Genomic DNA, 25,351 nt, shown 5'->3' with positions numbered 1-25,351 from the left:
GGATCGGCGAAGCGTGCTGGGTTAGCGAAGCGTGTTGGTTCGGCGAAGATCGAGACCGGGCCCAGCGACACGGCGGGCAGGTCAAGCGGTTTACTCACTATCACTGCGCCCACTCCAACTCGCTGATGCGATAGCTACGATCAAACGGATCCAGCTCGAACCCTTCAAGATCTGCGTTGACGGCGGCGGTCTGCACGTACCAGGCGATCGGAATCACTGGCAGCTCCCGATGCAGTACCTCAGCCGCCTGACCGGCAAGCGCTTCCCGGGTAGCGCCATCGGTGGCCGCCTGCATCTCGCCGAGCAGCTCGTCAAGGGTACGACTGGACCAATTCATCGCCCCCCAGTCTCCGCCGACTTGGCCTGAACTGTAGTCCTGGAGCATGATGGGCAAGGGATCGGGCACCAGACCGAAGTTGCGTGCCATCAGCCCCATGTCGAGACTGCCGTCATGGTGGCGGGAAGGAATCTCGCTGGAATTGGCGACATCCACGGTCACCTCGATCCCCACCTCTGCGAGCTGAGCCTGCAGCGCCGTAGCGATCAAGGGCAGCTCCGGGCGATCGGAGAAGGTCGTCAGCGTCAGCGCCAGCCTCTCGCCGTCTCGGGTCAGAACGCCATCCTGACCTGGTGTCCAGCCATCCTCCGCCAGCAGCCGTCGCGCCTCGTCCAGGTCCTGCGTCAAGGGGGCAAGTCCGTCCAGATGCCAGCCCGCCACGCCCGGCGGCATCATCTGATTGGCCATGGCATCGTCACTGCGCAGAATGCCCCGAGCAATGCCCTCACGCTGGATCGCCATGCTGACGGCCCGCCGCACCTGCGGGGAATCCAGGCCAGGACGCGCAGCGTTGAGCTTCAACAAAACGGTGCGAGGAATCGGCACCGCCATGACCTCGACGTTGGGCGCACGGCTCAGCCTCGCCTGACTGGCAGCATCCAGGGTCAGCACGATATCCGCGTCGCCCGACTGTGCCATCAGCGAGCGTGTTTCACCTCGTGGTGCCGCCAGATAGCTGGCTTCGGCGATACTCGGTGGTTCTCCCCAGTACGCCTCGAAGCGAGTCGTGGTCAGGCGCTGTGGTGTCTCGACGGTCGCTACCTGGTAGGGGCCAGTGGCCACGTAGGCCACCACCCGCCCGTCCTGGTCATAGGCAGATGGCGCAAGAATCTGGGTGGAGTAATGACTCAGCAGGGCAGGTAGCGCGCCGTAAGGGGCATCCAACGTCAATACCAGCTCGTCTTCGTCGACAGCCACCTGGCTGATGTTCGCCTGAGACAGCACCCCCGGCTCACCGAGAGTGCGCTCAAGGGACTGGGCCACGGTCTCCGGCGTCATGGGACTGCCATCGTGAAACTCCACCCCCTGGCGCAGACGGAAGCGCCACTCGAGGCCGCTGTCATCGACCTGCCAGTCGGTGGCAAGGCCAGCGATCAACTCACCGTCAAGGGCAACATCAACCAGCGTCTCGCCCACCTCCATGCGGCCAAAGATGTGGCCCGACTGGGTCGGCTCGATGCTGCCCACTTCCCAGGGGGCTACTACATCCACCCGGCCATCGGCCGCTTGAGCCGTGCTCAGCGCAGCCGCAGACAGGCTGGCAGCGAGCAAGCCTGAGGCCTTGCCGGCACCAGCCAGCATCTTGAGAACAGGCGTTCGCCCCTCCTTCCATCGTGAACTCCGCAGCATGAATGCGTCCTCTTCGTGTTTGCAGGCCAAAAATTTTCGCGATGTTATAACATCAAGAGGGTTGGCAGAAGGCCACGGTGACATTTGTCCAAGGGTACATAGCGTCCAACGCAGCAGACGCCCCCTGGCGAACGCCCGAAGCAGCACAAGACATCACATAGCAAGGCGTCTCGGGGAGCGCTAGGCTGAGGCACTACCCTCAACCATGACGGATAGCACATGAACCCCGGCCAGTTTCCACTGGATCAGTACCTCGACCGAGTGGGACTGGCAGCCAGCGCTTCCCCCACGGAAGACTTCCTGGCCGACATCCAGCGTGCCCAGGTGACCCACCTGCCCTTTGAAAACTTCGATATCTGCCTGGGCCGTGGCGTCGACGTCAGCGCGGACGCCATCGTCCGCAAGCTGGTGCATCAGCCACGGGGAGGTTACTGCTTCGAGCTCAACGGCCTGCTGCTGATGGCACTTCACGCCTGCGGTTTCCGCGCCCGAGCGATACTGGCGCGAGTCCACCTGTCAGGGACTCCGACAGGGCGCAGCCACCAGTTGGCCCTGGTCTCGCTGGGCAAGCAGCAATGGCTGGTGGATACCGGCTTTGGCGCCAACACCCCCAGAGCGCCCATCCGCCTGGAGCCTGGCCTGACCCAACAGCACGGTGACCAGTCTCTGCGCCTGCTTGAGGACCCCCAGTTTGGAGTGATGCTGCAGTCACAGCTCGATGGCCAGTGGGTGGACCTCTACAGTAGCGACCTGTCGACCGTCTGCGCCGGCGATATTCAGATCGCTAATCACTTCACCTCGACCTGGCCGGGACTGCATTTCACCACCTCACGGATGGCGTCCCTTGTCACCCAGGAGGGCTTGGTCACCCTGTCGAACTTCAACCTGCGAGAACATCGACACGGCATCCTTCACGAATCCACCGTGGCGGCTGGCGAGGACTACCTGTCCGCCTTGAGCCAACACTTTGGTATCGAGCTGGACGCTGAATACGAGGCCTTGGCACCGTTACCGCCCTGAACCGACGCTGCCCATGTCCAGCAGGTGCGGTGGCACCCGGCCAAACCTCGCTGTCGTTTCCAACACATTGTCCTTTATTCGGCGCACCTCCCTGTTTTTCATCACGCTGCCCCCTCGCAGCAGTCGCCAACGGGGGGCATTCCGTGTTGAACTATGCCCCGACCCTTTGTTTGCCAATGGATTTGGAAAGGAGCCTGCCTTCTATGTTCAATCGCCTCGCGTCCGGACTGCGTACCGCCGGTGCCCTCAGCCTGATGGCCCTGTCTCCCCTGGCCGCGGCCCAGAGCACCGGTAACGCCGGACCCGCCGTCAACACCGAGACGTTTCAGTCCTGGGAAGTCAATTGCCCGGTCAACCGTGCTGACGGCGCCTGCTCCATGACCCAGCTGGTCGATGGCGCCGACGGGGAGCCCGTCCTGCGCGTTGTTGTGGGTAACCCTGCGCAGCTGGATAGCTCCGCCATGACCTTCCTGGTGCCCCTGGGCGTGCGTCTGGCCCCCGGTCTGCAGCTCCAGGTCGACTCCAACCAGCCCGTTGGCATGCCGTATCAGGTCTGCGTGCCGCAGGGCTGCCGCGCCGATATTCCTCTCCAGCCGCAGCTGCTTAACCAGCTCAAGGCCGGTAACTCGGCGACCGTCAGCATCGTCAACCCGCGTGGACAGCGCCAGGATCTGAACGTGTCGCTGATGGGCTTCAGCGCCGCCAAGGACCGCGTCGACCAGAACTGATTGCCCGCCCCGATCTATGGGGCCAATCGATCGACACGGCACATCACTCTGGTGTCAGGGTGATGTGCCGGGCCACCTTCCCCGCTCGATCACCCCGTCCCGCTACGTCCGCCGCTGAGCGCATGCTTTTCCCCGCCTTGCTCTGACCCCGTCGCGCGCTCGCCTTGCCATCTTCATGGCCCCTCCGCGCCCAGGCTCGTCGAACTTTCCTGAACACGGCGGTCATTGCGCCCTTCTTTTGAGCGAAAGTGGCACAAAACATCAGCGGAATCTTGCCTATCCTGTTCCTCTGGAGGCGTTGTCTGATCCCCTCCGTGACGCCTTAAAGAGGCGCCATTACAAGACGCCATAACAAGACGCCGAGGAGAAGACCGTGATTACCCTGACCATCAATGACGAGCAACACTCGCTGGATCTTCCTGAACAGATGCCTTTGCTGTGGGCGCTGCGCGATGTGGTCGCACTGACCGGCACCAGGTTCGGCTGCGGCATGGGCCTGTGCGGCGCCTGCACCGTACACCTGGATGGGGTGGCGGTGCGCTCCTGCGTCACCCCGTTGTCTGCTGCGGTGGACAAGCAGGTCACCACCATCGAAGCCATGGCCACCGATCCGGTCGGTCGCGAGGTACAGAAGGCATGGCTGGACGCAGGCGTCGCCCAGTGCGGCTATTGTCAGGCAGGCCAGATCATGAGCGCCACCGCGCTGCTCAAGGACAACGCCAGCCCCTCAGACGACGAGATCATCAGCGCCATGGGCGGCAATATCTGTCGTTGCGGTACCTATAACCGCATTCGCACGGCCATTCACCGGGCCGCCGACAGCGGCTCCCCTCAACAAGCAGCCAAGGCGTCTCGCAACGAGAGGGGGCAGGCATGAACCAGACCACCGCGACCCTGCTACTGGCCAACGTCTCGCGCCGCCGCTTTCTGCAAGGGCTGTCGGCAGGCACCGCCCTGGTACTGGCGGCTCGCTGGGACCTTGCCCTGTCCGCCGACGAGCAGCAGTACGGCGCCGCCGCGATGCCCTACGGCTGGGTCGACAACCCCAATGTGTTTATCCAGATCGATGACGATGGCAGTGTCAGCGTGACCAACCACCGCGCCGAAATGGGACAGGGCATCCGCACCAGCCTGGTGATGGTGGCCGCCGACGAGCTGGGCGCCGACTGGCGCCGGGTCAAGGCCTTGCAGGCCCCGGGGGACTCCGAGCGATTTGGCAACCAGGACACCGACGGCTCGCGGAGCATGCGCCATTGGTTCGACCCCATGCGCCGGGCTGCAGCAGCGGCACGCACCATGCTCGAACAGGCCGCGGCAGCACGCTGGGACGTTCCCCCGGACGAGTGCCGAGCAGGCGTCCATGTCGTGATCCACAGGCCCAGCGGTCGCGAACTTGGCTTCGGCGAGCTGGCCGCCGCCGCCCGCGAGCTGGACATTCCCGCGCGGGATAGCCTCACCCTCAAGCCTGCCAGCGAGTGGCGATGGATAGGCAAGTCGATGGGGCCGAGCCACGATGGCGACCCTGACCAGCTCGAGCGCGCCCCCGCTGTTGACGGAGAAGACATCGTGACCGGCAAGGCCATCTACGGCGGCGATGTCCGGCTGCCCGACATGGCCTATGCGGTGATCGCCCGGCCCGCCGTGCTGGGCGCCAGGGTCGCCAGCGTCGACGACAGCGCCACCCTGGAGATCCCGGGTGTGATCAAGACCGTCACCCTCGACGGTACGTCACAGCCATCGGCCTTCCATCCCCTGGGCGGGGTCGGCGTCATTGCCAGCAACACCTGGGCCGCCATCGAAGGACGCAAGGCGCTCAAGATCGAGTGGGACACCGACGGCGTCGAGGCTAACGCCGGCTACGATACCGATCGCTATCGCGAGATGCTCGAGGAACGAGCCGACTCCCCCGGCAAGGTGCTCAGGGCCAGCGGTGATATCGAGACGGCGCTGACCGACGCCGAGTCGAGCCACACTGCCACCTACTTCATGCCACACCTGGCCCACGCCACCATGGAGCCACCGGTGGCCATCGCCCGGGTCGTCGATGGAGCGGTCGACACCTGGGCTCCGGTACAGGATCCCCAGAGCGCCAGGGACGAAGTGGCCAGGCAGCTCGGCATCGACGGCGCCAACGTCAGCGTGCATCAGACGCTTCTGGGCGGCGGTTTTGGACGCAAGGCAAAGCCAGACTTCGTGGTCGAGGCCGCCCACCTGAGCCGCGCCCTCGACGGCCGCCCGGTGCAGCTACAGTGGACCCGCGAGGACGATCTGCACCATACCTACTTCCACGCCCTGTCCATCGACCGGCTTGAGGCCGGATTGGACGCCGACGGCAAGGTTCAGGGCTGGCGCCATCGCACGCTGGCGCCAACCATCATGTCGATCTTCAAGGAAGACCCCAAGTACAAGGCGACCTACGAGCTCGGCATGGGCTTGACCCCGCTGCCCTTCGACATCCCCCACCTGTCACTGGAAAACGGTGAAGCGCCGGCCCACAAGCGCATCGGCTGGTTCCGCTCGGTGGTCAACCTGCCCCACGCCTTCGCCATCCAGAGTTTCGTCGCTGAACTGGCCGCCAGTGCGGGTCGTGACCATCGCGATTACCTGCTGGAGTTGCTGGGCCCGGCACGCCAGATCGATCCCATGTCGGTCGGCGCCAGCTGGAACTATGGAGAGGACCCGGAACGCTACACCATCGACGTGGGACGCCTGCGTGGGGTCATTGAACGAGTGACAGAGGAAGCCGATTGGGGCAAGTCACTGCCCGAGGGACGCGGCCAGGGCCTAGCGGTGCACCACAGTTTCTGCTCCTACACGGCCATCGTGCTGGAGGTGGAGGTCAGCGAACAGGGCAGCGTCATCATTCATCAGGCCGACGTGGCCTTCGACTGTGGCCCCAGGGTCAACCCGGAGCGTATCCGCGCCCAGATGGAGGGTTCGGTGGTCATGGGGATAGGCATTGGCCTGCTCAACGAGATCAGCGCCAGGGACGGGCGCATCGAGCAGGACAACTTCCACCAGTATCTGCTGCCGCGCCAGTCCAACGCGCCGCGGGACGTTCGAGTACATCTGGTGGACAACCCCGATGCGCCCATGGGCGGAGTGGGCGAGCCAGGCCTCCCACCGGTGGCTCCGGCGTTGACCAACGCCATCTTCGCCGCCAGCGGCAAGCGCATCAGGACCCTGCCCGTGGGCAACCAGTTGAAGGGCTGACAGCAACCTGAAGCGAGCCCCTTGCGCGGAAACTTCCAGAAAAAAGCGAGCGGCCAGACTACCTTGAAAGGGTCGCCTGGCCGCCTGCTTGCCGTCAACGCCCACCGGATGAAGGAGCGTCTGGATGTCGATCGACTTCCTGCTTACCAGTCTTGTCGTAGTGCTTGTCCCCGGCACAGGGGTCATCTATACCCTGGCGACCGGTCTCGAGCGGGGTGAGATGGCTAGCCTGGCCGCAGCGCTTGGCTGCACACTCGGCATTGTGCCATCCCTGGTTGCTGCTATCACCGGCGTTGCCGCCATCCTGCATACCAGCGCCCTGGCCTTTTCCGTGCTCAAGATCCTCGGCGTGATCTACCTGCTCTACATGGCCCTTTGCCTGTTGAAACAGGGGGGTGCCCTGGAACTCTCCGGCCAGTCCCCGCGCCAGCTATCGCTTGTCAGAATCGGTATCATCGGTGCCGTGATCAATGTCCTCAACCCCAAACTGTCGGTCTTCTTCCTGGCCTTTCTGCCGCAGTTCATCACCGCTGGAGAGAGGGTGTTCGAACAGATGCTCGGCCTCGGAGGCATCTTCATGCTGATGACTCTTATGGTCTTTTCAGCCTACGGGCTGGGGGCCGCCTGGATCAGACACCATGTCGAGCAGCGTCCTGGAGTAATGACCGCCTTTAGGCGGTTGTTCGCGGGGACCTTCGTTGCCTTGAGTGCCAAGCTGGCTCTGGTGGAAAGATAACGGAGAGGCAGCTGCCGTCGCCCTCGCGACTTTTGCCGGAACTGTGTCCCAGGGCTGCCACGAGGGCATCAAGGCCAGGCAGTAGCAAGATGGCTGTACAGGAGGCGGCCCCCCAGACGTCCTGGGCGCTAGCCTCCTCCATGTCCGAACCGAGCAATCGACGAGCACAGGCGCTTGCAGGCAACTCCTCAGAAATACCTCAGCGCGAGCGCACTTCGGTCCATAGCTGTTGCAGCATCGTCAGTGCCTCGCCCTCGATCAAGGGGGTGGTCACGAGGTGGTCGCTGGCCGTCGCATCCAGCTGGGACACCTCGCGCAGCGCTTCATCCACCATCGGCAGCGCGGCTTCATTTGGCGTCCTGTAGTACGCGTAGTTGGCTGCCTTGGCGGCGTTTTCCGGACGCATCATAAAGCTGATGAAGTCCTCGGCAAGCTCGGGATGTGGGGCTCGTGCGGGTACCACGAAGGTATCCACGCCAAGCTGGGCGCCTTCTTCCGGTGCGAAGAAGGCCAGGTCGCCGTAGATCTCGGGGGAGTCCGCCTTGCGGTAATCCACATCCCCACTGTAGGTCACCGCAATGGCGCTGACGCCGCGAGCGACCTGCTCCACTGCCGCCGTGCTATCGACAAAGCCCGTGAAGTTGTCACGCTCAAGGGTCTGACCGGCGAGCTTGGCGGCGTCGATCCAGGCCTCCTTGCCGGTACAGTCAAAACCGGCACCCTGGTAGGCACAGACCATACCCAACGACACCTGAGGATCGCCGCCCAGCAGGGCGAAAGGCTGATCCGGGTTGACCGCCGGGTCGAACAGCACGCTCCAGGACGTCGGCAGCTCCTCGAACACCCGAGTGTCATAGACGATCCCGGTGACGCCCCACAGGTAGGGTACACTGTAGCGCTCGTCGGGGTCATAGGAGGGATGGCGGAAGGCCTCCATCAAGTGCTCACGCCCCTGGATGCGCTCGTCATCCAACTCCCGCACCAGTCCCGCATCGATCAGCCGCGTCACGTAATAGTCGGTCGGCACCACCACGTCATACTGGGCGTCACCGCCGGCGGCCAGCTTGGAGAACATCTCGGCATTGGAGGTGAAGTAGTTCTGCACGACCTCGACCTCGAACTCCTGCTCAAAGGCCTCGATCAGGGCCGGATCCATGTACTCCGTCCAGTTGAAAAGGTACAGCTTGTCATTGTCCTGCGCCATTACTCCAGTACTTGCCAGGCCCAAGGCCGCCAGTGCTATCCATCGCTGCATGATATTGCCTCGTTGTTATTCAAGGTGAGGTGTACAGATCAAGGTGTGGCAGATGGCAGCGTCGAAGATCGAGGACGTCGCCTCATCTCCACTGCATCGTCAACGTTATACTGCACCGCCGACCCCCTGCGGTATATCAGTCTTCACGAATTCTCTGATAACGACAACGGCACTCGGGCACTGGCCTCTCCTTCCCTCTCCTTGCCCGGCCGGATTCGGCCCCTGCTACGCAGCTACATTCAGCAGCTACACTCAGATGGCGGTTGCCGCACGCGGCTGGGCGGCGCTCTCGCGAATGGGCCAGTGCAACGCCATGGCGACAAGGCTCATGGCCACACCACTCCACCACAAGCCTGCATAGCTTCCGGTGGTCTCGTACAGCCACCCGCCCAGCCATACTCCCGAGAAGCTGCCGACCTGATGACCGAGAAAGACCACTCCATACAAGGTAGCCATATATCGGGTACCGAACATGGTCGCCACCAGGCCCGTGGTGGGAGGCACCGTGGCCAGCCACAACAGTCCCATGACGCAGCTGAACACCCACACCGACCCCAAGCTGAGCGGCAGCAGCATAAACGCCGTGATTGCCACCGCTCGACCTGCGTAGATGGCGATCAGCACGCCGCGCATGGTGAACCTGCCCGACAACATGCCCGAGGCCAGCGATCCCACCACATTGCAAAGGCCAATCAGGCCAATGGACCAGGCAGCCACCTCAGGTGCGAAGCCTGCATCGGTCAGGAACGCCGGCATGTGTACCGTAATAAAGGCAACATGGTAGCCGCAGACAAAGAAGCCGATGGTCAGCAACCAGTAGGAAAGGTGGCCCCGCGCCAGCCCCAGGGTGGCGCGGAAGTCACGCTCGGCAAGCTCTGGGCTGACCTGGGCGGCGGCGGACGTGGCCCGGGACGAGGCCAGAGGCATGGCCAGCACCGCCATGGCCAGGGCCATCAGCGCCATGACATGCAGCGCCCCAGCCCAGCCAAAGGCACCGATCAACTGCTGGGCCACCGGTACCAGCAAGAACTGTCCCATGGACCCTGCTGCGGTACCGACGCCCAGCACCAGCTGACGCTGATGGGGAGCCACCGCTCTTGCCAAGGCAGGCAGCACGATACCGAAGGCAGTGCCTGCCACTCCTGCGCCTACCAGCAGCCCGGTCCCCGTGTGCAGCGCCCACACCTCGGATACGCCTGCGGTCATCCACATGCCCGCGGCATACAACACGCTGCCGCCGATCAGCACCTTGACGTTGCCAAAACGGTCGGCCAGCCCGCCGGCCAGCACCGCGATGACACCCCAGGCAAGATTCTGAATCGCCAGGGCCAACCCCAGGGTATCTCGGCCCCAACCGTTGGCCTCGGTGATCGGCGAGACGAAGAGTCCAAAACTCGAGCGCAGCCCAAAGGACATCATCAGCAAGACACAGCCGCTGACAATCAACCACAGGCTGGAGGCGGGCAGACGTGGGAAAGACATGAAACAGGACTCGTCGACGGGTGAACCCAGATCATTACCCGTCTAACAAGTCACTGCAATACACCTTTTGCCGAGCCCCGAGAAACGTGGAAACACGCCCAAGGGGCCGGCAACAGACGATGTGTGCGCAGGGCCGCTACAGCACCACCGGAGCATCGAGTGCCGTGACCACTGCACGATCACGGTTATAGATATCGGGCCTGAAGGCCAGGTGGCCATCGGCCTCCGGCTGCACGGTCCAGTAATTAAGCACCACGGGAATACGTCGCTGTAACGACACATTGCGGGTCTTGCCATCGCCGATCAGGCGGCTGACGCTAGCCGACGTATTGGAGTCATCAAACAACAGCTGGGCGAGCTCAGCCACCCCTTCCACCCGAATACAGCCGGAGCTCAAGGCCCGCTGGGTACGGTTGAACAGCCCCCGTGAAGGGGTGTCGTGAAGGTAGACCAGATGGTCATTGGGGAAGCGAATCACCACCCGACCCAACGGATTGCGTGGTCCAGCTCCCTGGCGCAGCATCACTCCACCGGGGCTCGACCAGTTCACGGAATAGGGATCAAGGCGCTGGCCGGAGGAAGACAGGGCCACCATGTCCCGGCTCGCCAGATAACCTGGGTCGCGCCGCACCTTGGGCAGGATATCCTCACGATAGATGGTGGGAGGCACTGTCCAGGTCGGATTGAGGGTCAGGTGAGTGATCTCGGAGCGCAGGGTCGGCGTCCGACGGTAGGGCTGACCCACGACGATGCGAGATCGCCAGACGTTGCCATCGGGACGAAAGTAACTCAGCCGATACCCAGCGATATCCACCAGCACGAAGGACTCAGGCAAGCCATGCAGCAGCCAGCGTGCCCGTTCCAGGTTGGCGCGAATCTGGTCAATGCGGGTGCCCACGGTCATGTTGAGCGCGGCCTGGGTATTCGGTCCGACCACCCCGTCATCGGTCAACAGATGACGCCGCTGGAAGCGACGCACCGCTGCGGCCAGGGGCTCGTCGTAGACTTCCGCCTCGGGCGCTTGCAGATCAAGCTGCGGGTAGTGGGCAGTATCTGCCGCCATCACTTCCAGTTCACCGATCATGGCCAGGCGCTGCCTCAACAGCGCCACATCGGCGTCCCGGTCTCCCGGACGCAGCGGCGTTTCCCGTGCAGGCAAGAGCGGCCAGCCTCCCAAGCGCTCGATGTTGCGGTAGCGCGCCAGAGCCGAGCGCAGCTGGCGATAGGGCTCGAACGGAGGGCGTGCCATCTCGAGGGCGGCAGCAACATCGCCACGGTCCAGCTCACGGGAAAGCCTCACCAGGTCAAAGGCAGGGGGATCGACGTCCACTTCCCAGTCGTTATCGATCCTCAGCGGATCGACCTTGCCTCGCTGCAGGTGTGCCATGGCTGCCAGCAGCGTCTCGGTTGCCTTGACCTCAAAAGCCCCCGGTGTAGACAGGTCACTGGACTGAGCCTGGCTCAACAATGCCGCCGGCGCATAATCCTGCGGCGTCAGGCCGTCGTCATCCAGGTCTTCCAGCGCCGCGACCAGGGCATCTACCCGCTCCATATCCGTCCACACGGCGCGCTGGCCACGCAGTCCATAGAAGCGCTGGGCCATCTCGGATGCGCCGATCAGGCGGCCCGCAAGTGGGCCTGGCACTACGCCGCCGACATCTTGCAACGCTTCCTCGACGCTTCCCCCTTCCGCCGTGGAGGATGCCGACGAAAGTCCCGTCGCGGCAGGACTCGTCTCGCCGGTGACATCATCACCGTCTACTGCCGCCCACGCCGAAGACACCAGCATGGCGTAACAAAGTGCTGCGGCAATGCCCTTCCCTGGCATTAGCCGCCGTACCACATTTGGGTTAAACATGACCTGAACTCCCTGCAACTTGACGTCAATACTGGCCATCCCGGGCGGTATTGTCATAATAGAGTCGTCGGTACGGTATTCCACCGACCCGACCTGTTTTACAGCATGTGTCACGACGACAGCGTATCGTCATAAAGTTAAGCGTACCGCTTACACGACCTTACGTCATGACACCTTGCGACGCTGCGACAGCGATGGCGTGTCGCCTTGAGATAGCGCAATGCACCGAGGCCATGGCCGGCCACCGCAGCCTTTGTCTCTTGGCTCCTGTCACGACGCCTGCAGCAGAACAGCGAGCTACGATCACCACCGACGCCACTGTATGTCCTCGGAGCCTTGATGAGCATGTCGACCCATTGTTCAGCCCCCTACCATCGCATGAAGACACGTCTCACCCATGCTCTAGTATTGACCCTGTGCGCCATTTTTGCGGCTCCTGCCAGCGCTCAGGATTTTATTCGCGACGCCACCCGGGAAGACCACTGGAACCACAACTCCCTCGAACAGACCCTGGCGCGCCTGGCACCCAAGGCCAACCCGGGGGTTCTAAGTCTCGCCGCTCGCGCCATCAACTGCGCTGATCCTGACGCAGAGCGCCTGGCCGTGATCGATTTCTCGCTGCCGTCCACCGAACGCCGACTATGGGTCTTCGACCTGAAGCAGCCCCGCCTGATCTTTCGCGAATGGGTGAGCCACGGCAAGAACTCTGGCGACGCCGTGGCCAGCATGTTCTCGAACATTCCCGAAAGCTATCAGTCGAGCATCGGACTGTTTCGCACCATGAACAGCTATGTCGGCAGCAATGGCTATTCCCTGCGCCTGGAAGGACTGGAGCCGGGGGTCAACGACAACGCCTACGACCGCGCCATCGTCATGCACGGTGCCGACTACGTCAGCCAGGAATTCATTGAGCGAACCGGTCGAATCGGTCGCAGCCACGGCTGCCCGGCAGTCCGCAACGAGGTCGCCGTGCCGCTGATCAACAGTATTCGCGACAACCAGTATCTGTTCACCTACTATCCGGACCAGCGTTGGCTGAACAGCTCCGCCTACCTGCGCTGCCCACGTCGAGATCAGCAAGTCGCTGCGCTGTCGCGCTGATGACGCCTGCCCTGGATGCCAACGGCACGGAGCCTCCGTGCCGTGGCTCTCGATGGCGCACAGGCCCACTTGTCCCGCGTGACACCCACCTCGATCTGAAGCGCTATGCCTCTTCAGCCCTCCCTTCCCTAGCCTCCTTTTCCTCTTCCTTCTCCTTCTCTTCCCCTGCTCTACCTGCTCTACCTCCTCTACCCCACTGCAGCCAACAGCGACCATGGCATCTCGCCGAGCAACATCCACGTCATGGCGAGTGCGGTATAGGCTCGTCTCAAGGCGCCCAGCATCCCGCTGGGGGCACCTGCAAGGCGCACTCCGACCATGCATGGCGGCTAATGATGCACCGCATCGATGCACCGCGGGTCGCCACCCCCTGCACGCCAGCAGCGCAAAAAATCACAAACGACTGATTAGGCTGCGCTTATCCTTCACCGGCATTTCACTTGCTTCGCATCAACCAGTGTGTGCCGGACGTGGACCAGACCCCTCGGGGTACGAGTGCGTCGGACCCGACCTTCAATGGCGAAGGCCAAACAAGTTCGCGTGTTCGTCCACCCTGGAGGACTGTTCCATGAATCTGCGCCACAAGGCCAACAGGATCCGCCTGTTTTCCTTCTCGACTCCGCAAATGCGAGCCTTCCACTTTTCCTGGTTCGCGTTCCACCTCTGCTTTTTCGGCTGGTTTGGTATCGCCCCGCTGATGGCGGTGGTCAGAGACGACCTCGGCCTGACCAAGACCCAGATAGGCAATACGATCATTGCCTCGGTCGCCATCACGGTCATTGTCCGGCTGGCCATTGGCGTTCTGTGTGATCGCATTGGCCCTAGGCTGGCCTACACCTGGCTGCTATGCCTTGGCGCCCTGCCAGTGATGAGCATTGGTTTCGCCGACAGCTTTGAATCCTTTCTGCTGGCACGACTGGCCATTGGCGCCATCGGCGCCTCCTTTGTCATCACCCAGTACCACACGTCGGTGATGTTCGCTCCCAACGTGGTCGGCACCGCCAATGCCACCTCTGCCGGATGGGGCAACCTGGGGGGCGGCACCACCCAGATCCTGATGCCGCTGATCTTCTCTGGGCTGTTGATGCTGGGGGTCAGCGAGACCCTGGGCTGGCGATTGGCCATGGTCGTTCCCGGGGTAGTGATGTTTATCGCTGGACTCTGCTACTACCGCTTTACCCAGGATGCCCCCGACGGCAATTTCAAGGAGCTGCGTGCCCGCGGTGAACTGGAGGAAGCGTCGGGAGAAGGCAGCATGGCCAGCACCTTCGGCGCCGCCGCTCGAGACATTCGCGTATGGGCACTGTTCGTCGTCTACGCGGCCTGCTTCGGCGTGGAGCTGACCATCAACAACATCGCCGCCATCTACTTCTTCGATAACTTCGACCTGACGCTGGCCACCGCCGGCATGATCGCCGGTCTGTTCGGCTTGATGAACCTGTTCGCACGTACCATGGGCGGTATCTTCTCGGATCTGTTTGCGCGTAACGCTGGCCTCAAGGGCCGCGTTCGCTGGCTTTTCATCGCGCTGCTGTGCGAGGGTGTGGCGCTGATGTTCTTCTCCCAGATGCACGTGCTGGCACTGGCCATCGGCATGATGCTGGTGTTCAGCCTGTTCGTGCAGATGGCCGAGGGTGCCACCTTCGGCGTGGTGCCTTTCATCAATCGGCGTGCTCTTGGCGCAGTGGCGGGGATCGTCGGTGCCGGTGGTAATGCGGGCGCCGTGGCCGCGGGATTCCTGTTTCGCTCCGAGACGATCAGCTATCAGCAGGGCCTGTTTTACCTGGGCGCCGCAGTGATCCTGGCCGCCCTGTGCGCCCTGCTGGTCAGGTTCAGCCCTGAAGTGGAGGCCGCGGAAGCGGCAGCCTACGAGGACGCTGCCCAGGGCGAGCGTGGTAGCGCATTGTCGTTACGCTGAGTCGTCCCGGCCCGCCTGCCTGGAGGCGCGGCCAACGTCACTGCATGACCGCCCGGCCTTGCGCCGGGCTTTTACTGTGTCTCCTGGTCCTTGCGCTTGCCCTTGAAAGACGTCCCCTGTGCCCAGAGGTTTGCAACATGCGCCGGAGCCACGCATGCTGAAACGAGCACCGACGCGATTGGAGCCGAGCCACCAGGAGGATGCGATGCGAGAAGGAGTGTTGCTGATCACCGGAGCGTCCAGCGGCATCGGCGCTGCCACCGCACGAGCGGCATCGAGGGAAGGCTACCATCTGGTCCTTGCAGCCCGCTCCCAGGAAAGCCTGACGGCCCTTGCTCAGGAGCTGGGCCCCGAAAATGTATTGACCGTTGGCATGGACGTGACCGATCCCGAGGCCCAGAAGATGATGGTCGAGGAAGCGCTTGAGCGCTTTGGCCGCATCGATGCGGTGTTTGCCAACGCGGGCCGAGGTGGCTCACCTGGCGGCTTCAGCTCGGCAGACCCGGAAACGTGGAAGGCCATGCTGATGACCAACGTGTACGGGCTTGGGCTGACCATACAGTCTTGCCTCCCTGCCCTGCGGCGCAGCCGGGGCCACCTGCTCCTTACCGGCTCTGCGGCAGGCAGAACCACACTTCCTGGCTCCATGTACGGGGCGACCAAGTGGGCCGTTTCAGGCATCGGTTACAACCTGCGCGAGGAGCTTCGCGGCAGCGGTATACGCGTGACGCTGATAGAACCCGGCATGGTCGACACCCCATTTTTCGACGAACCGCCGGAGTACGCGCTGGAAGACCGCGATGTGGCCAACGCCGTGATGTACGCGATCTCCCAGCCGCGCCACGTAGACGTCAACGAGATTCTCGTGCGTCCCACCCCACCTTTGCAGGACGACATCACGGACGCTGATTGACGGTCCCTGCATCCCCCTTTTACTTCCCTGACCTGAGGTACTTTCATGACCATTGCCATCGGCGATCGCCTGCCAGATGTGACGCTCTACACCAACGGCGCCAAGGGGCCGGAAGCCATCTCTACCCGCGACGTGTTTGACGGACGCAAGGTGGTTCTGTTCGCCGTTCCTGGGGCCTTCACGCCCGGGTGCTCCAACACCCATATGCCTGGCTTCGTGGTCAATGCCGACAAGCTGCTGGAGAAGGTGGACGCCGTTGCCTGCCTGTCGGTGAACGACGCCTTCGTCATGGGCGCCTGGCAGCAGGATCAAAATGCCCAGGCGCTGTCGATGCTTGCCGACGGCAATGCAGACTTCACCCGAGCCATCGGCATGGACAAGGACGCCAGCGGCGCCGGAATGGGCGTGCGCAGCCTGCGCTACGCCATGATCGTCGACGACGGCGTGGTGCAGTATCTGGGCGTGGATACCGAGCGCGGCGTGATTGAGGCGTCGAGCGCGGAGACGGTGCTGGCCTCACTCTAGGACACCGCGACACCAGCGCGACGGGCGCTTGCAGGCCAGCTCTCATGGCCGGTAGGCGTCCGCATTCCGACGTCGGTCCAGACGTGCCCCACCACGTGCTTCTGCTAGGCTTGAGGCATCCCGCCTGCAGGAGCACGTGACATGAATACCGCATCAACGCCATCCCACCGCGTCAGTGGCAGCTGCCTGTGCGGTACCGTGACGCTCACGGTGCCACTGACCTCCTACCAGGTGGCCGCCTGCCACTGCCGGATGTGCAGAGTCTGGGGCGGTGGTCCGTTGTTCGCCGTGGAGCCAGCCGGCCCCATCGAGCTGGAGGGAGAAGACGCCATCACCGTCTTTGCCTCCTCGGAGTGGGCCGAGCGCGCCTTCTGTCGGCATTGCGGCACCCACCTCTTCTACCGTTTGAAAGACGGTCAGCACTACGCGATCCCGGCAGGGCTGGTCGATCAGGGACAGGACTGGCACTTCGACCACCAGATCTTCATCGACCAGAAGCCAGCCTGGTACCACTTTGGCAACCAGACTCAGGACATGACCGGCCAGGAGGTATTTGACGCCTTCGGCGGCGATGGCTGAATGACGCCCCTACCGCGGGGTCCCTTCACGCAAACGGCCAGCAGGGTGCTGGCCGTTGTTGCCGGTCAAACGCTATCCAGCCACAGTACCGTTACAACATCCACTCCACCGGCAAGATCGAGATCAGCGACACTGCCGCACGCCGCAACACCCCGACATTCGGCTCGCCCTCGTAACGCACAACCCCTTCCGGGGTGCGCTCGAGCCAGTACATGCTGCCGTCCTCGTCCAGCTTTACTTCATAGGCGTTGTCCAGCACGTCAGTGTTGAACACGCGCTCCATTTCCTGGGCGAGCTCGGGACTCTCGATGATAAAGCCCAGCTCGGTGTTGAGCCGCGCAGAACGTGGGTCGAAATTGAACGAGCCGACGAACAGACGATCCCCATCTACCGCGAAGGTCTTGGCGTGCAGGCTAGCGCCGGAGCTGCCGAAGGGGCCTGCCGCGTCGCTGCGCCCGGGCGCATCGGGAGCACGCTTCAGCTCAAACAATCTGACGCCGGCTTCCAGCAGTTCACGACGACGCTTGGCGTATCCCGCGTGCACTGCCGCCACATCAGTGGCCTCCAGCGCATTGGTCAGGATGGTGACCTCTACCCCACGGGCTTCAAGGTCGGCGAACATCTGAGTGCCTTTCTCTACCGGCACGAAATAAGGTGACACCAGGTGTACGGTGTCGCGAGGTGGCCCGAGCAACCCGCGAATGCGCCCTGTCAGCAGGTCCTCGTCATCTGCCAGCCCAAGCCCTTTGGCCGGATCGTCGCTGACCATCAAGGCATTGGCCCACACAAGCTCAAGGCTGCCCTCCCGAATCGACGACATGAACTGGCTGTCACCCAGAAGCTCCCGGTACTCCCTGGAATCGTCTGAGCCCATGGTGACGGCCAGCGACTGCTCGAGCTGCGCCAGCCCTTCACGCCCCACCGAATCGATGACACGACTCGCCGGATACGACGACTGACTGGCCCAGTAGCGATCGAAGTCGGCAGAGACCTGCTCGACCACCGGACCAATCGCGACCACATCGAGATCGGCGAACATCACGTTGTCACCCGCGCCAAAATACTCGTCACCGATATTGCGCCCACCGATGATGGTGGCCTGGTTGTCTACGGTCAGCGACTTGTTGTGCATGCGGCGGTTGGCCCGTGAAAAGTCGGTCACGTAGCCAACCAGGCGTGGCGAGCGCACCACAAAGGGATTGAACAGTCGCACTTCGATGCTGGGGTGGGCGTCCAGAGCCGCCAGCTTGTCGTCCAGGCCCGCCGTATTGGTGTCATCCAACAACAGTCGGACACGCACACCGCGATTGGCCGCATCCAGCAATGCCTGATACAGCATGGAGCCGGTGATGTCGTCGTGCCAGATGTAGTACTGCACGTCCAGCGTCCGCTCAGCCGACTCCGCCAGCAGCAGGCGAGCGGCGAAGGCGTCGTGGGCATTGCGCAACGGATGGATGCCACTCTTGCCGGGATGAGTGTCAACATACGGGGACACCATTTCCCCTAGTGCCGTATGTCGTGCGTCATCAGTGGGCAGATAGCGTGTCTCGCTTCGCCCCTCCAATGACGGAAGGCCACTGCACGCCGTCAATGTGATAGCCGAAGCCAAGATCAGACCTGCCCTGAACGAGTGAAGCCACGCGCGCATGATGGAATCCGTGTGTCCTGTGTTGATCGGCACAGAATAGCGAAAGTCCTAAAAGAACGCCTCTATATCCCTCTCTCTAGCTCCAATCCACACCTACATCATTGGAAGTTACTTAAGGTCTTAGGACAAACTTAACAAATTCACACATTTGAGAAACCAAAGATAAAGAAAGAACCAAAAATTGACTTAGCTCAACACTAATTTACCTGTAGTTAATATTCTTTGACATGTACGACTTCTGAACGCACTGATCCCTCTCTAACGAGGTACATCATGCGCTCCTTCCCTCTCAGGAGATCTCTCATGTCTACCCGCCTGTCGCTCGTCGCTCCCATCAGCCTGGCCGCCCTGCTGGTCACGGGGCTCAACGCCCAGGCAGCCGATGGCACCATTACCTTCAATGGCGAAATCGTCGCTGCCAATTGCACCATTCCTACCGCCGATACCTCGGTCACCCTGCCAAAGATTTCTACCGGAGCCTTTGGCGCCGCCGGCACACGGGCGGGCCAGAAGGCGTTTCAACTGGCGCTGACCTGCACGGCAGGAACGACCGGCGCACAAAAAGTCTCCGTACGCTTTACCGGAGATGACAGCCAGGTTGATCCCACCACCGGCCTGTTCCTGCTGGATGCCACCAGCACGGCCAAGAACGTGGGGATTGCCGTCTATGACGCCAACGATGCCTGGGTCAAGGCCGCCAACAATGACAGCACGCCACCTGTCGATATCGTCGCAGGCACAGGCACGACAGTCATTCCGCTCACCGCCTGGTACCAATCCACGGCTGCTGCCGTTACCGCCGGCACGGTGAAGGCCACTGGTGCTATCGAGATCATCTATCAATGAACGCCATGGGCGTGTTGAGGTCCTGGCGATCTGCACCAAGCGGTCTACTCTGCCTGGCCGTACTTTGCCTGGTGGCACTGTCGACCGCTACGCAGGCCCTGGCCAGCGTCTCCATCAACGGTACCCGCGTGGTCTACAGCGAAGACCTGCACGAGCAGACCATTCGCCTGGACAACAAGGACAGCGTGCCGGTACTGGTCCAGGCATGGACGGACGAGGTGGCTGGGTCGCGCCCCGCCAGGGACGCCGATTCGCCCTTCCTGGTCACCCCCTCCGTCTTTCGCCTCGATCCTGGCCAAAGCCAGACACTGCGCATTCTGCGCATTCGTCCGGTGACCCAGACCCAGGAGGAATCGCTCTACTGGCTCAACATCAAGGAAGTTCCGCCAATGTCCGAGCAACCCAGCAATCTGCTGCAGCTCGGCATCCTGACGCGCCTGAAGCTGTTCTATCGTCCCGCCGACCTGGAGGTCAGTGCGACAGCAGCGATTGCAGGACTCCAGTGGCGGATCCTGAAACGTGACGGCCAGACCTTGCTGGAATGCACCAATCCCAGCGACGTGCACGTCTCTCTGCTATCGGCATCCTGGCAACAGGATCCAGCGACGACGGATATATCGCTGGACATGATCGCCCCTCACAGCCAGGCCAGCTGGCCAATGACCGCTGCTGACGCTCACCACACATCGCTGTGGTACCAGGCTGTCAATGACTATGGCGCCGTGGTGATTCGTCAGGCGGAGCTCGAATAACACTGATCAGGCGTGTGTTCCATGACAACACGACTCCTGCCGCCTTGGTCACATCTGATTCAGCGGATGCCCATCAAGGCAGCACACTGCCGCGGTCCTCACCGGCAACGGCGGGCACGACCTCTTACCTGCGTGGCACTGGGATTGTGGGTCTTGCCCTGCCTCGCCTTCGCCGACCAGGTGCAGTTCAACCCGGTATTTCTGGAAGATGCCAGCCTGGACATCAGCCGCTTTTCCCAGGCCAACTATATGGTACCGGGAGACTACTCGGTTGAGCTGAGCGTTAACCAGCAATCGCTGGGTCGCCACCTGTTGCGCATAGAGGAAAGTCAAGACGGGCAACAACCGCTTAGCCTGCCTTTGTCGAGCTGGCAACAAGTCCCGCTGAATAGAGAGATTGGCCGAGCCCTCGAGCAGCGCTGCCTATCGAAGCCATTGGATGATTGCTACATCGACGCCGCCTCCGTCGCGTCTGGCATCACCCTGACGCTGGATCGCGGCTCCCTCAGCGCTCGACTCAGCGTGCCCCAGGCCTTGATCCAGCAACGACCTCGGGGCCAGGTAGATGCAGAGCACTGGGCCGTCGGCGAGGCCGCTGTGTTGACCAACTACCATTTCAACAGCTATCGATCCAGCATTGATGGGGAGCACTTCGACAGTACCTTTCTGGGCGCCTCGATTGCTGCCAATCTAGGGCTATGGCAGTACCGCAGCGACTTCAATGCCACCCGGGATGACCAGGGCCATGTCGACTGGGACAGTCTGCACCACTATGTGCAGCGTCCGCTGGCCGACCAGCAACGCCTGCTGCGTCTTGGCGAGGTCAACACCCGGGGCGAGCTATTCGATTCTGTCCCGGTACTGGGCGTCACCCTGACCAGTGAGCCCCGTATGCTGCCCGATAGCCAGCGCGGTTACGCGCCTGTGGTCACAGGAACAGCGCGCACTCAGGCCAAGGTCACCATCACTCAACAAGGCAAGCGCCTGCTCGAAACCAGCGTTCCCCCTGGTCCTTTCGTCATCGACGACCTCTACCCGACCGGGTACGGAGGCGACCTCGACGTTCAAGTGACCGAGGCAGACGGCAGCATAGAGCGCTACAGCGTGCCCTACGCAGCACTGCCGGGACTGCTGCGGCCCGGACACTCCAGGCTCTATCTGGCCGCAGGGCAGCTCAATAGCGACGGTATCGATGATGCTCCACTGCTGGCAGAGGTTGGCTATCGACGTGGGTTGAACAATGCCCTGACCGGTTACACCGGACTGCAAGCCAGCGAGGACTACTGGTCGCCGCTGATTGGCGCGGCCTTCAATACCCGCTTCGGCGCCGTGGGGGTCGATGCCCAGTACTCGGATGCCCGCCTGCGCGATGAGGATCGCCATGGCTGGAGCCTGCAGGCCTCCTACAGTCGGCACCTGATCACCAGCGATACCGATATCAACCTGGCTGCCTATCGCTACTCCAGCTCCGGCTACCTGTCCTTGAGCGACGCCGCCTATCTGAAAGACGCCCCGACCACCTACGGACATGACCAGTACGACGAGCGCGTTTACCACAGCGACGCCAGCCAGCGAAACCGACTGCAGTTCAATATCAGCCAGCCACTGGGTGAGCGCTCCCGCCTGTCATTTACGGGGTCCGTGGCGGACTACTGGCATCGAGACGGATCAGAGTCGACCTATCAACTCGGCCTGACACGCACCTTTGGCAGGCTAAGCGTCAATTTGAGCCTATCGCGCACCGAAAACGACGATCGCGACAGCGAGAACAGGGCGCTGGTCTCCGTTTCTCTGCCGCTATCCAACAACGCCTTTGCCCCTCGCATGACGGTGTCGTCCAGCCATGACTCGGCAAGCAACGATACTCACCACCTGAATGTATCCGGCAATCTGGGCGCCGAGAGATCCGTGGCCTACGGAATACACGCTAGCCAGTCCACGGGGAACGGCTACGATCAGCGCTCCTACGGCGCCAACCTGTCCACCAACACGTCGGTGGGACAATACACCTTGTCGGGCTCCCACAGTGATGACTACGAACAGATGTCGTTTGGGGCCAACGGCGCAGTACTGATGCACCGCCATGGCATCACCTTTGGCCAAAGCACCGGCGACACCGTGGGCCTGGTGCGAGCCGAGGGCGGAGCCGGAGCACGGGTGACCAACGCCGCCAATCTTACGCTGGATAGCGACGGAGAGGCCTTGGTGCCGTTCCTGTCGCCCTATCGCATCAACGACGTTCAACTCGACCCTCGCGGTGCTTCTACCGCGGTGGAGTTTCAGCGTACCAACGTTCGTGTTGCCCCCTATGCGGGCGCCATGGTGCCTATCGAGTTTGCCACCCAGTCCGGGCAGCCGGTGGTCGTGGTATTGCAGCAGCAAGGGCGTGGCGTACCACTCGGTGCCCAGGTCAGTACGGCAGGCGGGCGAGCTCTTGGACAAGTCGGCGCTGGCGGCATGCTGCTGGTACGCGACCTTGCTCCGCTAAGCGTGCTGGCCGTCGAGCTTGGCCAGGGCCAGCGCTGCTGGGCCAAGCCCGACTGGGTGATGCCTGCGAAGGGCAGCGCGGACATCCCTATCGTCGAAGTGGAGTGTATGCCCCACCCACCCAACCCGACTCAGGAACTCGTGAGATGATGGCACCTCAACACCGCTACCTGCCTTTCTGCCGTCGCTGGCTTCCAGGACTCTGCCTGCTGCTGGCTCTCTCGTCCGCCCTCTTTTCACCCGGGGCAAGCGCGCACTGCTTCGAAATCATCCCTCCATGGGACAACCGGCCCCTGCCGATCGACTTCGGGTCGGAGATCGTGGTGGACAGCACGACGGCCATTGGCACCCCCATCGGGGTGGGCATACTGCCCGCGTCTCAACTGTATGCCATCAACGGCGGCTGGGTCGCTCGCTGTCTGTACGCACCAGATACCGTGAAGTATTGGCTGTTGTGGCAGCACTACTCCGCGACGACGGGGTACTGGCCGATTCCTGGCATCACCTCGGATGCAGCAGATGAAGGCATGTACGTCATGACCGATAGCGGCACCGGCAATCCCTACGGCGGGGGCGGAAGCGGCAGCGTCGGTTACACCACAGAGTTGATGGTGGAAGGCAAGGCACTGCCCTTCAAGTGGACCAACACCAATCCAGCCTTCAACCTGTTTCCCTTCGACGAGCCCGTGCATGGCATTCCCTGCACAGACGCCAAGGCCGGCACTGGGCTCGCAGCGGGATATCCCCCGATGACCAGCGTGTGTCCAGACGCCGAGTTTGCGGTCAACTGGCGTCAAATGCCGCCGTTCTACGTCAAGGTCACCCTCTACAAGCTGGCGGGCGACCCTGGCGTCAATGGCGTCACCCTCACCCATGCGGCCTGGGAGGGATACAGTCTGCTTTCCCTGATGAATGACCTCAGCACCCCGCCTGCCCACAATGCTGACCTGTTCAGTCTCACTGGCCTGACCTTCGCCCAACCCCTCAAGGTGCGCATGAATCCCTGCCACGGATTCAGCAATGTGACTGTCTCGCTCGGCAAGGTCGGTACCAACCGCTTCACTGAACTCGGGCAGCCCCCGCAAAACGTGCCTGACACACCAGTACACGTCTCAGCCTGGTGCCACACTGACAGTGATATCGAATGGGCGGTGCTGGGCGACATTCATGAGTACGATCCGAGCGGAGATGCGGGCATTCTCGCTTTGGACAGCGGTGCACAGAATGCCAAGGGCGTCGGTATACAACTGCTGCACAGCGGCAGCCTTGCGCCTCTGCCGATCACGCCGGAGGGTAGTGCCTACAGCGCCTACCGCTGGATCGACACCAACCTGAAGGCGGTCAGCGGTGAAGTTCTGATGCTCGATTTTCTGGCACGCTATGTAAAAACCGGTGACGTCGAGCCAGGCACCGCCAACGGTCACGCCACGGTCGTCCTGGCACCAAAGTGATGCCGACATCTCATCCCGCAGGACTCTCACGCAGAAACGACCTGACGCAGCTGACAGCAGGCAGCGCCATCTCCCAGGATTATGCAAAGAGGACGGCGTCCGGCGGCGGCTACAGGTGATCCGAGATGGCGGACTCAGTGATAGCAGGCTCTGCCACAACCGCCTCTTTCAGCTTGGCCCGGCTGACCACACTGCCGACGATGATCAGACACGGAGACGGCAGCGGGCTGGCCGCCAGACGGCTGTCGATATCCGCCAACGTACCCACCACTGACGCCATCTCGGGCAGGCTCGCGTTGGCCACCAGCATCACCGGCCAGTCTCGTGGGAGGCCTGCTGTGATAAGGCCTCGACAGATCGCAGTGAGCTTGTTCAGACCCATGTAGAACACCAGCGTCTCATCCCGGCGCGCCAGTGATCTCCAGTCCGGCTCGCCGCCCTCTCGACACTGCTGGGCGGTCACCAGACGAAGACTCTGGGCATGGCCCCGCTCGGTCAGGGGAATTCCCATGGCGGCAGCGGCACTGGCCGCCGCCGAGATGCCAGGGACAATATCCCAGGGCACCCCTGCTGCCTCCAGCGCATCCAGCTCCTCTCCCAGACGCCCGAAGATACCGGGGTCGCCTCCTTTCAATCGCACTACACGCTTGCCCTGGCGCGCGAGCATGACCAGCATCTGCCCGATGCTGGCCTGGTCGAGGCTATGATGCCCGCGGGCCTTGCCGACATAGTGCCGCTCCACTCCGGCCGGAATCATCGCCAGAACGCCAGGCCCCACCAGCCGGTCGTAGACGACGGCATCAGCGTGCTTGAGTCGCTCCAGCGCCAGCAGCGTCAGTAACTCGCCGGCTCCACTGCCCGCCCCCACCAGCGACACCTGCCCCTGACGTGGGCCAGTGGCCGCTATGGGCACGGACCTGTCGAGGCGATCGGCGCCACGCTGACAGAGCGTCGCCAGCCGCGCCAACAGCAGCGACAGCGCTCGTGCCGGTGTATCGAACATCGCAGATCGACCGCTGCGCCGAAGCCTGCGACGGCTTCCACCGAGGCGTTTCAACAGTGGCACGGCTAGCCCTATCCATCGCGACCAGACAGGGCTGTTGCGCCACGTACCAGCGGCGGACGCCTTGACGCTCGATGCCCCAGGGGACG

20 protein-coding genes are annotated in these 25,351 nt (G+C 62.6%); 14 read left to right on the top strand and 6 right to left on the bottom strand.

All coding sequences use genetic code 11. From position 1 onward, the window contains the following. Nucleotides 1-100: 100 nt before the first annotated feature. A complete protein-coding gene (locus tag KUV86_RS04215; RefSeq protein WP_222483720.1) occupies nucleotides 101-1,687 on the bottom strand; it encodes an ABC transporter substrate-binding protein in 1,587 nt (528 codons plus the stop codon). A 219-nt stretch (nucleotides 1,688-1,906) separates the two neighbouring features. Between KUV86_RS04215 and KUV86_RS04210 the strand changes: the two genes are divergently transcribed. The 5 genes from KUV86_RS04210 (at nucleotide 1,907) to KUV86_RS04190 (ending at nucleotide 7,384) form a co-directional block, all read left to right on the top strand. Further along, the gene (locus KUV86_RS04210) at nucleotides 1,907-2,707 is read left to right on the top strand and encodes an arylamine N-acetyltransferase family protein (RefSeq protein ID WP_222483718.1); all 801 of its coding nucleotides are present in this window, start codon (nucleotides 1,907-1,909) and stop codon (nucleotides 2,705-2,707) included. A 203-nt stretch (nucleotides 2,708-2,910) separates the two neighbouring features. Beyond that, nucleotides 2,911-3,435 carry an invasion associated locus B family protein gene (locus KUV86_RS04205; protein ID WP_206942921.1) on the top strand — a complete coding sequence of 175 codons (525 nt, stop codon included), beginning with the start codon at nucleotides 2,911-2,913 and terminating at the stop codon, nucleotides 3,433-3,435. A gap of 373 nt (nucleotides 3,436-3,808) precedes the next feature. Continuing rightward, nucleotides 3,809-4,312 carry a (2Fe-2S)-binding protein gene (locus tag KUV86_RS04200; RefSeq protein WP_206942923.1) on the top strand — a complete coding sequence of 168 codons (504 nt, stop codon included), beginning with the start codon at nucleotides 3,809-3,811 and terminating at the stop codon, nucleotides 4,310-4,312. Further along, nucleotides 4,309-6,648, top strand: coding sequence for a xanthine dehydrogenase family protein molybdopterin-binding subunit (locus KUV86_RS04195; protein ID WP_222483710.1), 2,340 nt, complete (start codon nucleotides 4,309-4,311; stop codon nucleotides 6,646-6,648). The genes KUV86_RS04200 and KUV86_RS04195 overlap by 4 nt, the downstream gene beginning before the upstream one ends. Before the next feature lie 124 nt (nucleotides 6,649-6,772). Next, nucleotides 6,773-7,384: a LysE family translocator gene (locus tag KUV86_RS04190; RefSeq protein ID WP_222483707.1), complete on the top strand. Its 612-nt coding sequence runs from the start codon at nucleotides 6,773-6,775 to the stop codon at nucleotides 7,382-7,384. A gap of 199 nt (nucleotides 7,385-7,583) precedes the next feature. On the opposite strand, the gene KUV86_RS04185 is transcribed toward KUV86_RS04190, so the two are convergent. The 3 genes from KUV86_RS04185 to KUV86_RS04175 all read right to left on the bottom strand — a co-directional run bounded on the left by KUV86_RS04185 (nucleotide 7,584) and on the right by KUV86_RS04175 (nucleotide 11,979). After that, nucleotides 7,584-8,639 (bottom strand): spermidine/putrescine ABC transporter substrate-binding protein, encoded by a 1,056-nt coding sequence (locus tag KUV86_RS04185; protein WP_206942929.1) that lies wholly within the window; start codon nucleotides 8,637-8,639, stop codon nucleotides 7,584-7,586. 252 nt (nucleotides 8,640-8,891) lie between these two features. Continuing rightward, nucleotides 8,892-10,121, bottom strand: a complete 1,230-nt coding sequence (locus tag KUV86_RS04180; protein WP_206942931.1) for an MFS transporter — start codon at nucleotides 10,119-10,121, stop codon at nucleotides 8,892-8,894. Between the two features lie 136 nt (nucleotides 10,122-10,257). Further along, complete coding sequence (locus KUV86_RS04175) at nucleotides 10,258-11,979, bottom strand: murein L,D-transpeptidase (protein ID WP_261397532.1); 1,722 nt, start codon at nucleotides 11,977-11,979, stop codon at nucleotides 10,258-10,260. A 345-nt stretch (nucleotides 11,980-12,324) separates the two neighbouring features. On the opposite strand from KUV86_RS04175, the gene KUV86_RS04170 reads away from it, so the two are divergent. From KUV86_RS04170 to KUV86_RS04150, 5 genes are all read left to right on the top strand, one after another. Continuing rightward, on the top strand, nucleotides 12,325-13,080 hold the full coding sequence (locus tag KUV86_RS04170; RefSeq protein WP_409995816.1) for a murein L,D-transpeptidase catalytic domain family protein: 756 nt from the start codon (nucleotides 12,325-12,327) through the stop codon (nucleotides 13,078-13,080). Nucleotides 13,081-13,648: 568 nt separating this feature from the next. After that, nucleotides 13,649-14,998: an MFS transporter gene (locus KUV86_RS04165; protein ID WP_222161943.1), complete on the top strand. Its 1,350-nt coding sequence runs from the start codon at nucleotides 13,649-13,651 to the stop codon at nucleotides 14,996-14,998. 205 nt (nucleotides 14,999-15,203) lie between these two features. Next, entirely contained in the window at nucleotides 15,204-15,911 is a 708-nt protein-coding gene (locus KUV86_RS04160; RefSeq protein WP_206942935.1) for an SDR family oxidoreductase, read from the top strand. Nucleotides 15,912-15,956: 45 nt separating this feature from the next. After that, nucleotides 15,957-16,436: a peroxiredoxin gene (locus KUV86_RS04155; protein WP_222483706.1), complete on the top strand. Its 480-nt coding sequence runs from the start codon at nucleotides 15,957-15,959 to the stop codon at nucleotides 16,434-16,436. A 141-nt stretch (nucleotides 16,437-16,577) separates the two neighbouring features. Continuing rightward, entirely contained in the window at nucleotides 16,578-17,015 is a 438-nt protein-coding gene (locus KUV86_RS04150) for a GFA family protein (RefSeq protein ID WP_222483705.1), read from the top strand. 91 nt (nucleotides 17,016-17,106) lie between these two features. Here KUV86_RS04150 and KUV86_RS04145 read toward each other — a convergent pair whose 3' ends face one another. Further along, a complete protein-coding gene (locus tag KUV86_RS04145) occupies nucleotides 17,107-18,513 on the bottom strand; it encodes a phospholipase D family protein (protein ID WP_261397531.1) in 1,407 nt (468 codons plus the stop codon). Between the two features lie 453 nt (nucleotides 18,514-18,966). On the opposite strand from KUV86_RS04145, the gene KUV86_RS04140 reads away from it, so the two are divergent. From KUV86_RS04140 to KUV86_RS04125, 4 genes are read left to right on the top strand one after another with little or no spacing between them, the layout of a single operon-like run. Beyond that, nucleotides 18,967-19,509, top strand: coding sequence for a fimbrial protein (locus KUV86_RS04140; protein ID WP_206942944.1), 543 nt, complete (start codon nucleotides 18,967-18,969; stop codon nucleotides 19,507-19,509). Further along, nucleotides 19,506-20,261 carry a molecular chaperone gene (locus KUV86_RS04135; RefSeq protein ID WP_206942946.1) on the top strand — a complete coding sequence of 252 codons (756 nt, stop codon included), beginning with the start codon at nucleotides 19,506-19,508 and terminating at the stop codon, nucleotides 20,259-20,261. Before KUV86_RS04140 ends, KUV86_RS04135 begins: the two co-directional genes overlap by 4 nt. 21 nt (nucleotides 20,262-20,282) lie before the next feature. Next, nucleotides 20,283-22,898 carry a fimbria/pilus outer membrane usher protein gene (locus KUV86_RS04130; RefSeq protein ID WP_222483701.1) on the top strand — a complete coding sequence of 872 codons (2,616 nt, stop codon included), beginning with the start codon at nucleotides 20,283-20,285 and terminating at the stop codon, nucleotides 22,896-22,898. Next, the gene (locus tag KUV86_RS04125) at nucleotides 22,895-24,199 is read left to right on the top strand and encodes a fimbrial protein (protein WP_206942958.1); all 1,305 of its coding nucleotides are present in this window, start codon (nucleotides 22,895-22,897) and stop codon (nucleotides 24,197-24,199) included. The genes KUV86_RS04130 and KUV86_RS04125 overlap by 4 nt, the downstream gene beginning before the upstream one ends. A 109-nt stretch (nucleotides 24,200-24,308) precedes the next feature. Here KUV86_RS04125 and cobA read toward each other — a convergent pair whose 3' ends face one another. Then, nucleotides 24,309-25,202 (bottom strand): uroporphyrinogen-III C-methyltransferase, encoded by an 894-nt coding sequence (cobA, locus tag KUV86_RS04120; RefSeq protein ID WP_222483698.1) that lies wholly within the window; start codon nucleotides 25,200-25,202, stop codon nucleotides 24,309-24,311. Nucleotides 25,203-25,351: the final 149 nt, after the last annotated feature.

The sequence above is a fragment of the Halomonas sp. DP8Y7-3 genome (genome assembly GCF_019801675.1).
In the GTDB taxonomy this organism is placed as follows: domain Bacteria; phylum Pseudomonadota; class Gammaproteobacteria; order Pseudomonadales; family Halomonadaceae; genus Halomonas; species Halomonas litopenaei_A.
The sequence above is the reverse complement of the archived record's forward strand: the minus strand, read 5'-3'. Positions and strand labels throughout refer to the sequence as shown.

Bases quoted from the DNA above. Each gene is read 5' to 3' on its own strand.
- cobA (WP_222483698.1), bottom strand. From the start codon at position 25,202: ATGTTCGATACACCGGCACGAGCGCTGTCGCTGCTGTTGGCGCGGCTG.
- KUV86_RS04210 (WP_222483718.1), top strand. From the start codon at position 1,907: ATGAACCCCGGCCAGTTTCCACTGGATCAGTACCTCGACCGAGTGGGA.
- KUV86_RS04180 (WP_206942931.1), bottom strand. From the start codon at position 10,121: ATGTCTTTCCCACGTCTGCCCGCCTCCAGCCTGTGGTTGATTGTCAGC.
- KUV86_RS04195 (WP_222483710.1), top strand. From the start codon at position 4,309: ATGAACCAGACCACCGCGACCCTGCTACTGGCCAACGTCTCGCGCCGC.
- KUV86_RS04190 (WP_222483707.1), top strand. From the start codon at position 6,773: ATGTCGATCGACTTCCTGCTTACCAGTCTTGTCGTAGTGCTTGTCCCC.
- KUV86_RS04135 (WP_206942946.1), top strand. From the start codon at position 19,506: ATGAACGCCATGGGCGTGTTGAGGTCCTGGCGATCTGCACCAAGCGGT.
- KUV86_RS04175 (WP_261397532.1), bottom strand. From the start codon at position 11,979: ATGTTTAACCCAAATGTGGTACGGCGGCTAATGCCAGGGAAGGGCATT.
- KUV86_RS04215 (WP_222483720.1), bottom strand. From the start codon at position 1,687: ATGCTGCGGAGTTCACGATGGAAGGAGGGGCGAACGCCTGTTCTCAAG.
- KUV86_RS04150 (WP_222483705.1), top strand. From the start codon at position 16,578: ATGAATACCGCATCAACGCCATCCCACCGCGTCAGTGGCAGCTGCCTG.
- KUV86_RS04165 (WP_222161943.1), top strand. From the start codon at position 13,649: ATGAATCTGCGCCACAAGGCCAACAGGATCCGCCTGTTTTCCTTCTCG.
- KUV86_RS04205 (WP_206942921.1), top strand. From the start codon at position 2,911: ATGTTCAATCGCCTCGCGTCCGGACTGCGTACCGCCGGTGCCCTCAGC.
- KUV86_RS04160 (WP_206942935.1), top strand. From the start codon at position 15,204: ATGCGAGAAGGAGTGTTGCTGATCACCGGAGCGTCCAGCGGCATCGGC.
- KUV86_RS04155 (WP_222483706.1), top strand. From the start codon at position 15,957: ATGACCATTGCCATCGGCGATCGCCTGCCAGATGTGACGCTCTACACC.
- KUV86_RS04140 (WP_206942944.1), top strand. From the start codon at position 18,967: ATGTCTACCCGCCTGTCGCTCGTCGCTCCCATCAGCCTGGCCGCCCTG.
- KUV86_RS04185 (WP_206942929.1), bottom strand. From the start codon at position 8,639: ATGCAGCGATGGATAGCACTGGCGGCCTTGGGCCTGGCAAGTACTGGA.
- KUV86_RS04145 (WP_261397531.1), bottom strand. From the start codon at position 18,513: ATGGTGTCCCCGTATGTTGACACTCATCCCGGCAAGAGTGGCATCCAT.
- KUV86_RS04130 (WP_222483701.1), top strand. From the start codon at position 20,283: ATGACAACACGACTCCTGCCGCCTTGGTCACATCTGATTCAGCGGATG.
- KUV86_RS04170 (WP_409995816.1), top strand. From the start codon at position 12,325: ATGTCGACCCATTGTTCAGCCCCCTACCATCGCATGAAGACACGTCTC.
- KUV86_RS04125 (WP_206942958.1), top strand. From the start codon at position 22,895: ATGATGGCACCTCAACACCGCTACCTGCCTTTCTGCCGTCGCTGGCTT.